The 8,468-nt window shown below is 69.5% G+C and carries 8 protein-coding genes and 1 other RNA gene; 1 reads left to right on the top strand and 8 read right to left on the bottom strand.

All coding sequences use genetic code 11. From position 1 onward, the window contains the following. From AC1D1T_RS27205 to AC1D1T_RS27180, 6 genes are all read right to left on the bottom strand, one after another. The coding region (locus AC1D1T_RS27205) for a cysteine hydrolase family protein (RefSeq protein WP_477992846.1) at positions 1 to 611 on the bottom strand (611 nt) is incomplete at its 3' end. Next, positions 608 to 1,522: an ABC transporter permease gene (locus tag AC1D1T_RS27200; RefSeq protein ID WP_047500370.1), complete on the bottom strand. Its 915-nt coding sequence runs from the start codon at positions 1,520 to 1,522 to the stop codon at positions 608 to 610. The genes AC1D1T_RS27205 and AC1D1T_RS27200, both read right to left, overlap by 4 nt. Positions 1,523 to 1,527: 5 nt before the next feature. Continuing rightward, positions 1,528 to 2,622, bottom strand: a complete 1,095-nt coding sequence (locus AC1D1T_RS27195) for an ABC transporter permease (RefSeq protein ID WP_477992845.1) — start codon at positions 2,620 to 2,622, stop codon at positions 1,528 to 1,530. A 33-nt stretch (positions 2,623 to 2,655) separates the two neighbouring features. Continuing rightward, positions 2,656 to 3,816 carry a BMP family ABC transporter substrate-binding protein gene (locus AC1D1T_RS27190; protein ID WP_477828832.1) on the bottom strand — a complete coding sequence of 387 codons (1,161 nt, stop codon included), beginning with the start codon at positions 3,814 to 3,816 and terminating at the stop codon, positions 2,656 to 2,658. Positions 3,817 to 4,218: 402 nt separating this feature from the next. Then, complete coding sequence (locus tag AC1D1T_RS27185) at positions 4,219 to 5,322, bottom strand: carbonic anhydrase (protein WP_477842080.1); 1,104 nt, start codon at positions 5,320 to 5,322, stop codon at positions 4,219 to 4,221. Positions 5,323 to 5,377: 55 nt separating this feature from the next. After that, positions 5,378 to 6,604, bottom strand: coding sequence for a multidrug effflux MFS transporter (locus AC1D1T_RS27180; protein ID WP_477827222.1), 1,227 nt, complete (start codon positions 6,602 to 6,604; stop codon positions 5,378 to 5,380). A gap of 87 nt (positions 6,605 to 6,691) precedes the next feature. On the opposite strand from AC1D1T_RS27180, the gene AC1D1T_RS27175 reads away from it, so the two are divergent. Beyond that, complete coding sequence (locus AC1D1T_RS27175) at positions 6,692 to 7,846, top strand: HD-GYP domain-containing protein (protein ID WP_477842076.1); 1,155 nt, start codon at positions 6,692 to 6,694, stop codon at positions 7,844 to 7,846. A 2-nt stretch (positions 7,847 to 7,848) separates the two neighbouring features. Here the strand turns inward: AC1D1T_RS27175 and rnpB are convergent. Next, positions 7,849 to 8,194: RNase P RNA component class A (gene rnpB / locus AC1D1T_RS27170), an RNA gene on the bottom strand. A 9-nt stretch (positions 8,195 to 8,203) separates the two neighbouring features. Next, positions 8,204 to 8,468, bottom strand: a 265-nt coding sequence (locus AC1D1T_RS27165) for an OST-HTH/LOTUS domain-containing protein (protein ID WP_477992844.1), incomplete at its 5' end; no start/stop codon positions are given.

The raw sequence follows: 8,468 nt of genomic DNA, 5'->3' as shown, positions 1-8,468 counted from the left end.
GCGAGGTGGTTGCCGAGGTCGGTGGCGGCAGTGCAGTCCGAGACGATCAGGCACTCGTAGCCGCGGTCGTTCGCGTCGCGCATCGTGGTGTGCACGCACACGTCGGTCGTGATGCCGGTCAGCACCAGGTTGCGGATGCCGCGGGTGTGCAGGATCAGGTCGAGGTCGGTCGCGTAGAACGAGCCCTTGCCGGGCTTGTCGATCACCGGCTCGCCGGGCAGTGGCGCGAGCTCGGGGATGATTTCCCAGCCCGGTTCGCCGATCGTCAGGATGCGGCCGCACGGCCCGACGTCGCCGATGYCGATGCCGTCGGTGCCGATCTGCCGCGAGCGCCAGCGCTTGTTGGCCGGCAGGTCGCTCAGGTCGGGGCGGTGCCCTTCGCGGGTGTGGATCAGCAGGCAGCCGGCGTCGCGCATCGCGGCCATCAGGCGCTGCAGCGGCGCGATCGGCGCGCGCGTCAGGCCGATGTCATAGCCCATCTTGTCGACGTAGCCTCCCGCGCCGCAGAAGTCGACCTGCATGTCGATCACGATCAGCGCGGTGTTGTCGGGCCGCAGGTCGCCGTCGAACGGCCAGCGGTAGGGATCGGCATCGACGTAGCGGGGGATCACAGCGACACCCCCAGTTCCGCCGGTGCGCCCTGGACCCGGCGCGTCGGCGAGCAGGTCCACACCAGGATCGCGAGCGTCAGCACGTACGGCACCGCGTTGAACAGGTGGTAGCCGCTGCTGATGCCCACCGACTGCAGCGCCGGCCCGAGCGCGCCGGCGCCGCCGAACAGCAGCGCCGCGCCGAGGCAGCGCCACGGGCTCCAGCGCGCGAAGATCACCAGCGCCACCGCGATCAGCCCCTGCCCGCTCGACAGCCCTTCGTTCCAGCTGCCCGGGTAGTGCAGCGACAGCGAGGCACCGCCCAGGCCCGCGATGAAGCCGCCGATCACCGTGGCCGCGATGCGGATGCCGTGGACCGAGTAGCCGAGCGAGCGCGCCGCATCGCTCGAATCGCCGGCCATGCGCAGCACCAGCCCGAAGCGCGTCGCCTTGAAGCCCCACGCGAGCAGCGCAGCAAGCGCGACACCGATCGGGAACAGCGCATTGACCTGCAGCGCCGAGCGGATCTGCGCCGAGCTGCTCCATTCGCCGAGCGCCAGCGCGGGGATCTGCGGCGCCTGCGGCTGGATCAGCGGCTTGCCGAGGTAGAACGCGAGCCCGCTGCCGAGCAGCATCAGCGCGATGCCGGCGGCGATGTCGTTGACGCGCGGCAGCGAGCACACCAGGCCGTGCAGCAGCGCGAGCGCGGCGCCCGACAGCCCGCCGACGAGCACGCCGACCCAGGCCGATCCGCTGAGGTACGCGCCGCCGAAGCCGCTCATCGCGGAGAACACCAGCACGCCCTCGAGCCCGAGGTTGATGCGGCCGGCCTTCTCGGTGACGCACTCGCCGAGACTCACCATCAGGAACGGCGTGCCGACGCGGATCGCACCGCCGAGCACGGCGATCAGCACGTTGAAGAACAACTCCATGCTGCTCATGTGCTCACCTGCGCGGAGGTCGGCGCAACGACCGGCGGCAGCGCGACCGGCTTCGCCCGCGCGACGAAAAGCCTGCCGCGCAAGGCCTCGCTCGCGAGGATCAGCAGGAACGCGAAGCCCTGCAGCACCAGCACCGAGGCATCGGGCAGGTCCATGCGCCGCTGCAGCAGGCTGCCGGCCGCGCCGAAGCCGCCGAACAGCACCGCCACCGGCATCACGAGCCACGGGTTGTGGCGCGCGACGAAGGACACCAGGATGCCGGTGTAGCCGAGGCCCGCGATCAGCGCAGCGTTGGCGCTGGTGTGCACCGCCAGCACCTCGATGCCGCCGGCCAGGCCGGCGCAGGCGCCGCCGATCGCGCAGGCGATCACGATCAATCGCGCACTCGGCAGGCCCACCAGCAGCGCGGCACGCGCGTTGCCGCCGACCACGCGCGTCGCGAAGCCCGACGGCGTCTGGAAGATCCACAGGCCGAGCGCGATGCAGGCAACGATGCCGAAGACGAGGCCCCAGTGGATGTCGCTGCCGCCGATGCCGCCGATCAGCAGTGCATCGGCGATCGGTCGCGTCGACGGCTTGTTCAGGCTCGCCGGGTCGCGCAGCGGGCCCTCGACAAAATGCTTGAACAACGCCACCGCGATGTAGGCGAGCAGCAGGCTGCTGATCGTTTCGTTGACGCCGCGGCGCTGGCGCAGCAGGCCGACCAGCGCGATCCACGCCGCACCCGCCGCGGCTGCGGCGATCAGCAGCAGCGCGCTGCCGAACGCGTTGGCCGGCGGCGTGATCAGGTAGGGCAGGCTCGCGCACGCGAGGCCGCCCAGCACCAGCGCGCCTTCGCCGCCGATCACGACCAAGCCGGCCCGCGCGGGGATCGCGACGCACAACGCCGTCAGCATCAGCGGTGCCGCGCGCTGCAGCGAGTTCTGCCACGAGAACCAGTCGCCGAATGCGCCCTTGAACAGCAGCGTCCACGCGTCGACCGGGCTCTTGCCGCCGAGCCACACGAAGGCGCCGAACAGCAGCAGCGCGCCGGCCATCGCGAGCAGCGGCAGCGCGACGGCTTCGAGCGATTCAGCGTGGCGTGCGTTCATGATGGAAGGACGCTCCCCGGATTGGCATCCGGGCTACGCACCGGTCTTGCCGACGACGCCTTCGACGAGGTAGTTCATGCCTTCGAGGGCCGGATCGGTCTGCTTGAAGACCTTGCCCGCCTCGATGATCGTCTTGCCGGCGTTGTCCTTCAGCGGGCCCTTGAAGATGTCGAAGCTACCCTTCAGCATCGCGGCCTTCACGTCGTCGGCCGCCTTCTTCGCCGGGGCCGACACCATCGCGCCGTACGGCGACGGCTTCACGAAGCCCTCCTTCAGGCCGCCGCGCACGAAGTTCGGGTGCGGCTTGCCGGTGCGCGCCGCATCGATGATGGTCTTGTACGCGGTGATCCAGTTCCACTCGGCACCGGTCAGGTACGCCGCCGGCGCGAGCTTGGCCTGGCTCGCGTGGTAGCCGCAGACGAACTTGCCGCGTTTGGCGGCCGTCTCGACGATCACCTTCGGCCCGTCGACGTGCATAGTGAACACGTCGATGCCCTGGTCGGCGAGGCTGTTGGTGGCCTCGGCCTCTTTCACCGGCATCGACCAGTCGCCGGTGAAGATCACCGTGGTCGTGATCGACGGATCGACCGAGCGCGCGCCCATCGTGAACGCGTTGATGTTGCGCAGCACCTGCGGGATCGGCTTGGCGGCAATGAAGCCGAGCTTCTTGCTCTTGCTCATGTGCCCGGCGACGACGCCGTTCAGGTACTGGCACTCGTCGATGTAGCCGAAGAAGCTGCCGGTGTTCTTCGGGTGCTTGCCCTCGGTCCACATGCCGCCGCAATGCGCGAAGCGCACGTTCGGGTTCTTGCCCGCGACCGCCAGCATGTGCGGGTCGAAGTAGCCGAACGAGGTGGGGAACAGCAGCGTCGCGCCGTCCTGCGAGATCATGCCCTGCATGGTCTTCTGCACCGCCGTGGTCTCGGGGACGTTCTCCTCTTCCACCGCCTTGATGCCGGGCAGCTTCTTGATCTCGGCCACCGCCTCGGCATGCGCCTGGTTGTAGCCGAAGTCGTCCTTCGGGCCGACGTAGATGAAGCCGGCGGTGATCGGGGCCTGCGCGTTCGCGAGGCTGCCGAAGCCACCCAGGCCACCCAGGGCGAGCGCCGCGCCGGCGCCCTTCAGGACATCCCGCCGATGGAAGCCGGCCGTGAACTTCTCTTGCGTCGTCTCTTGGGTCGTCTCTTGCGTCATTTCTGCGCTCCTGTGCGTCGCCGCTGAAGTGGGTTCGCAGGAGTCATGCCCGTTCGCCAGTGCACGATCCCGATCGCCGCTGTTTAGAACACCTTCTTGTATACATGCAACGGACGTGCCAGCCGGAAGGCGCCCAGGGTAGCGGGGAAAGAGGGGGAATCAGGGCCGCGCGGGGATCCCAAACGGGGGCGTGGCATGGGTGCCGGAGCGCCAAGCGCGGGCGGCCTGGCACCAAAAACGACCGGCGTGCGGTGGGTGGCCCGGTAGACATCCACGAGGTCGCAGCAAGCCCGCACCAGCGCAGCGAAGTGCCCATCAAGCAACTCCCGCGGAGCCGGCTTTGCCGGGCCGCCGGGAGGCGCCCCCTCGGGGGGCAGGAGCGAAGCGACGTGGGGGCTCCGTCTAATTGGAACCTTTGATCAACCGCCCGCTCGCCGACTGGATCGGCCGCGCATTCATCGGGTACAGCCGCGAGAAGATGCCGATCTGCTCCGACGAGATTCCGACCGGCTGCTTCATCACCATCCACAGCACGCCTTCGCTGCACGGCGGCGTCGTCAGCGAGCCCATGTAGGTGTAGTAGCCGCGCTCGGACGGCAGCAGCGCGTTCAGGTCGAGCGTCGCGCGGGCGGCGACCTCGTCGCCCTTCTCCAGCGGCAGGTTGTTCCACACCGTCTGCACGATCGGCTGCACGCTGCCACGGTCCAGCAGCACCGCGACCACCGCGAGCTTGCCTTCGAGATCCTTGTGCACCAGGTGCGCGACCATGTCGAACTGCCGGCCGTTGATGCGCTCCTCCGACGGGCGGTGGAAGTGGAACTGCACGAGCTCGAAGCGCCGGCCCATCACCTCGATYGAGTTGCCCGGCGCCACGTTGACCTGCACCGTGTGGCCGTTGTCCAGCACCTTGAAGCTGCTGGGCTTGTAGTCGAACTGCACCGGATCGAGCTGCACCGAGATGCCGTCGCGGATGTCGATCGGGCTCTGCCGCTTGCCGCTCGAGCAGGCGCTGAACTCGGGCTTCAGCTTGCTCCAGTTCTCCGGCGCGCCTTCGCCGCTGTAATCCCAGTGCGGCGACGCACCATGCGCGGCGACGACCGAGCGCGACGGGCGCGCGGCGATCGCACGTGGTTCGGCCACCCCCTGCGTGGCATCCAGCGCAGCCGCACCGCCACCACCACCGGAGGATGACACCGCCGAGCGCACCGGCGTGGTCGACGCCGCACCCGGCCGGTTGGCCACGCGCACGATGTCGGGGTTGGCCTCGGCCGGCTGCGCGCCGAGCTTCTCGGCCAGGCGCTGGCGCAGGCGATCCATCGGGTCCTCGAAGCCGCGGGCCTTGGCCGCCTTGGCGGCGGCCGGCTTGTCGGAGTCGGCATCCTTCATCGGCTTGACCGGCGAGTTGCGCGGGTCCGGCGCATGGACGTCGGAGGCCTGCGCCGCCACGGCGGCCAGGCTCAGGCCGAGCAACGCCGCGGCAAGGCGGCCAGACAGGATGGTGGACATGGAAACGCTCCCGGCACGCCCTCGGAACTCGGGGCGTCTCTCGCGATATCGACCGTCAGGCGGCCGGCTTGAGCTTGATCACGACGCGCGGCTTGACCCAGATCCAGGCGAAGACGCCGATGCTCATCATCAGCAGCGACGCGATCGCGAGCCAGAGCGTGGAATGCATCACCAGCGGCGCGATCACGCCGGCCACCAGCCCGTTGGCCAGGCTGCCGATGCAGGCCTGGAACGACGAGGCCATGCCGCGCCGCTCGGGCACCAGGTCGAGCGTCATCAGCGTGACCACCGGCACCATCAGTGCCCAGCCGAACGCGAAGATGCCGATCGGCAGCAGCGCCCACCAGGCCTGCGGCACGAACAGCAGGTTCAGCGCGAGGTTGACGACCGACACCACCAGCATGATCACGAAGCCGTGGCGGATCTGGTGGTGCGGCTTGATCTTGCCGGCCAGCCGCCCCGAGAACCAGGCGCCGCCCATGATCCCGCTGATGGTGATCAGGAAGAACCAGAAGAACTGGCCGGGCTGCAGGTGCAGGTGGTCGCCGAGGAAGACCGGCGCCGACAGCACGTACAGGAACATGCCGTTGAACGGAATGCCGCTCGCGAGCGCGAGCATCAGGAAACGTGGGTTCGAGCCCAGCTGCCAGTAGCCGCGCATCAGGTGGCGCACGTTGAACGGCTGCTTCTGCGAGGCATGCAGCGTCTCGGGCAGCAGCCGCCAGTTGCCGATCCACAGCGCGGTGCCGACGGCGGTGAGGAACCAGAAGATCGCATGCCAGCCGACATGCACGAACAGGAAGCCGCCCACCATCGGCGCGATGGCCGGCGCGATGCCGAAGTAGATGGTGACCTGCGACATCACGCGCTGCGCATCGGCCGGCGGGAACATGTCGCGGATCACCGCGCGCGAGACGACGATGCCGGCCCCGGCCGACATGCCCTGCAGCGCGCGGAAGAACACCAGCGCGCCGATGTGCTGCGACAGCGCGCAGCCGGCCGACGCGAGCGTGAACACCGCGATGCCCCACAGCACGACCGGACGGCGCCCGAGGCTGTCGGACAACGCGCCGTGGAACAGGTTCATCACCGCGAAGCCGAACAGGTAGGCCGACAGCGTCTGCTGCATCTCGACCGGTGTCGCGCCAATCGATTGCGCGATGCCGGTGAAGGCCGGCAGGTAGGTGTCGATCGAGAAGGGCCCCAGCATGCCGAGGCAGGCGAGCAGCGCGGCCAGCGCCCAGCGCGGTGCGCGCCAGAGTTGTTGTGCGTCGGGGTTCATGCGGAGCGCCGAGTGTAGCGGGCCGACTGGGGCGCCATGCGCGTTTGCGAGGTCGACCCGCGCTCCCGCTTGCCTCACACTCGCGCCATGAGCTCCTCGACAGACCGTGTTCCGCTGGTCCAGGTGCGCGACCTGTTGCACGTGGGCGAGCCGCTGCCGTTCCGGATCCTCGACACGCACGAGCGGCTGCTGCTGAACGCCGGACAGGTGCTGCTCGACGAGCGCCAGCTCGACGGCCTGCACGAGCGCGGCGCCTGGGCCGAACGGCCGCTGGTCGAGGCCGCCCGGCAGGCGCAGGCGGCCGCTGCGAAGAAGTCCCAGGCCGCGGCTGCCTTGTCGGTGTTCGACCGCTGGGAGCGCCTGATGCATCACTTCGACCAGGTGGCGCGCGCACTCCAGCGCCGCGAGGCGCAGGGCGCGGCGCTGACGGCCTTCTTCACCGTGCTGCAGGCGCTGGTCGACCGCGATCCGGACGTGGCGCTGTTCGAATGCATGCGCCAGGAAGAGCGCCGCTTTGCGCTCTACCCCTTCCGCCACGCCGTGCGGGTGGCTGCGCTGGCACTGCTGACGGGCCGCCAGCTCGGGTGGACGCCGCAGCGCTGCACCTCGCTCGGATGTGCCGCGCTGACGATGAACCTGTCGATGCTCGACCTGCAGGCCACGATGGCCGCCCAGGACACGCCGCCGACCCGCAAGCAGCTGGAGCAGATCCGGGCGCATCCCGAAGCCTCGGTCGCGATGCTGCAGGGCGTCGGTGTCGAGGACGAGACCTGGCTGGCGACCGTGCTGGGCCACCATGAACAACTGGGCGGCGCTGGCTACCCGAAGGGCCACGAACCGACCCCGGAAGCCCGCGTGCTGCGCGCGGCCGACGTCTACATGGCCAAGATCAGCGCGCGCGAGAAGCGCCCGGCGATGACGCCGCAGATGGCCACGCGCCAGCTCTTCCAGCAAAGCGCCGGCGATGAACTGGCGATGGCCATGATCCGGACGGTCGGCGTGCACCCGCCCGGCAGCCTGGTGCGGCTGCACTCCGGCGAGGTGGGCGTCGTCATCCGCCGGGCCACCAGCGGGCCGCACCCGCTCGTCGCGACGCTCAGCGACAAGAACGGCAAGCCGGTCGGCGAGACCCACCGCCGCGATTCGTCGCAGGCCGGTTTCGCGATCGAGGGCGCCGCCGAGAACGCCGCCGCGTTCCCGCGCATCCCGCCGGAACGGGTCTATGGCCTGATGGCCGGTTGAAAGTGTGAAGCGGACCGATAGGCCGGATTCTGTGCGCCCGCCGGCTCTTGCGAACCGGCGGACGTGACCGCCATTCCTCTGGGCCGGGCATCGCTGCCCGGCTCGGTGCTACCTACCCGCACACTCCTCGGGCCGAATCAACGTGTGCCTATTTGGTATTGCTGCGCGTAGAGATTGCCCGTTTCACCCGCCGCGCCGGCCTTGCGACCGATGCGGCGACTCGTCTCTGTTGCTCTGATCCTCACCTCGCGGTGGACAGCCGTTGGCTGCTACGCTGCCCTGTGCAGTCCGGACCTTCCTCCAGTGCGCCCTTTCGAGCCTTGCACCAGCGGCGGTCTGGCCCGCTTCACCGGCGCATTATCCCCTGCTCTTCGCAAGGCGCTTGTCGCGCAGCACCACCTGGCTGCCGCGGCGGTCGAGTTCGAACAGCTGCGTCGCCTCGATCAGGTCGATCAGCTTGCGGTAGCCGTAGTTGCGCGGGTCGAACGAGRCCTGGTTGCCGATCTGCTGGCCGACCGCACCGAGCGCCGACCAGCCGTCCTCGCCGGCCGCCGATTCGGCCGCATTGCGCAGCAGCGAGACCAGCCGCGCATCTTGCTTCAGCGCCGCGGTGTCCTGGCGC

Source organism: Rhizobacter sp. P2_H3 (assembly GCF_056403355.1).
This window is presented reverse-complemented; position numbering and strand designations above follow the sequence as displayed.